This is a genomic window from Anaeromassilibacillus sp. 1001302B_160321_C8 (genome assembly GCF_015554745.1).
Lineage (GTDB): Bacteria > Bacillota > Clostridia > Oscillospirales > Acutalibacteraceae > Anaeromassilibacillus > Anaeromassilibacillus stercoravium.
The window spans coordinates 1-1,019 of the sequence record NZ_JADNJD010000058.1 but is presented as its reverse complement, the minus strand read 5'-3'; the positions used below and the strand labels follow the sequence as shown (position 1 = coordinate 1,019).

1 protein-coding gene is annotated in these 1,019 nt (G+C 54.8%); it reads right to left on the bottom strand.

Translation table 11 applies throughout. The features are described from left to right. Positions 1 to 1,019 (bottom strand): sugar ABC transporter ATP-binding protein (locus I2E77_RS13715; protein ID WP_195451515.1); only part of this gene is annotated, 1,019 nt, incomplete at both ends.

The following is a 1,019-nucleotide window of genomic DNA, read 5'->3' as shown; positions in this document are numbered from 1 at the left end:
TTGGATTCCTTTGCCGCCTTAAAGCGCTTGCCTTCCTGCAAGACGCCGTGCTTTGCAAAACTCCTCTGCGCCGCAATAACGGTGTTGTCCTCGATTGACAGGATGCCGAACACACCGCTCTGGCGGCGTTCCTCGGTCAGAAGCGCCAACCCATGCGCCTTCGCGTCGCGCACGGATTTGACCTTGAACGGCTTGCCGTCCTTCTCGATTTTGCCGGACTCAATCGCACGCAGGCCGAACAAAGCCTCGACCATCTCGGTACGCTGCGCGCCTACCAGGCCGCCGATGCCCAAAATCTCGCCCTTATGTAGTTCAAACGACACATGCTGGAACGACTTCGGCAGCGGAGAGCACAGATCCTCCACCTTGAGTACGACTTCCTTCCCCGGGGTGTACGTCTTCGGCGGGAAACGGTTCGTCATATCGCGGCCGACCATGCGGCTGATAATCAGGTCCGTTGTCAACTCGCTTGCCGGCCAGGTGCCAACATAGGTGCCGTCTCGCATGATCGTCACTTCGTCCGAGATCTTCAGGATCTCTTCCATCTTGTGCGAGATGTAAATGATGGCGCAGCCTTTTTCCTGCAACTGACGGATAATCTTGAACAGGTGCTCTGTCTCATTGTCCGTCAACGAAGACGTCGGTTCGTCCATGATGATGATCCTCGAATTGTAGCTAACTGCCTTCGCAATCTCCACCAGCTGCAAGTTGGATGCAGACAGCGTGCCCGCCAGCACCTCCGGATCAATATCCAGGTCGACCTCTTTGAACAGCTCCTTCGTCTTCTTGATCATCGTCTTTTTATCGACGGCGATCCCTTTCATGGGGAATCTTCCCAGCCAGATGTTCTCCATTACCGGACGGTAACGGATCGGATGCAGCTCCTGGTGGATCATGGAAATGCCGAGGTCCAACGCCTGTTTCGACGTATTGATGACCTGTTTCTTCCCATCCAGGATGATTTCGCCGCCATCCTCGTGGTAGATGCCGAACAAACACTTCATCAAAGTCGATTTTCC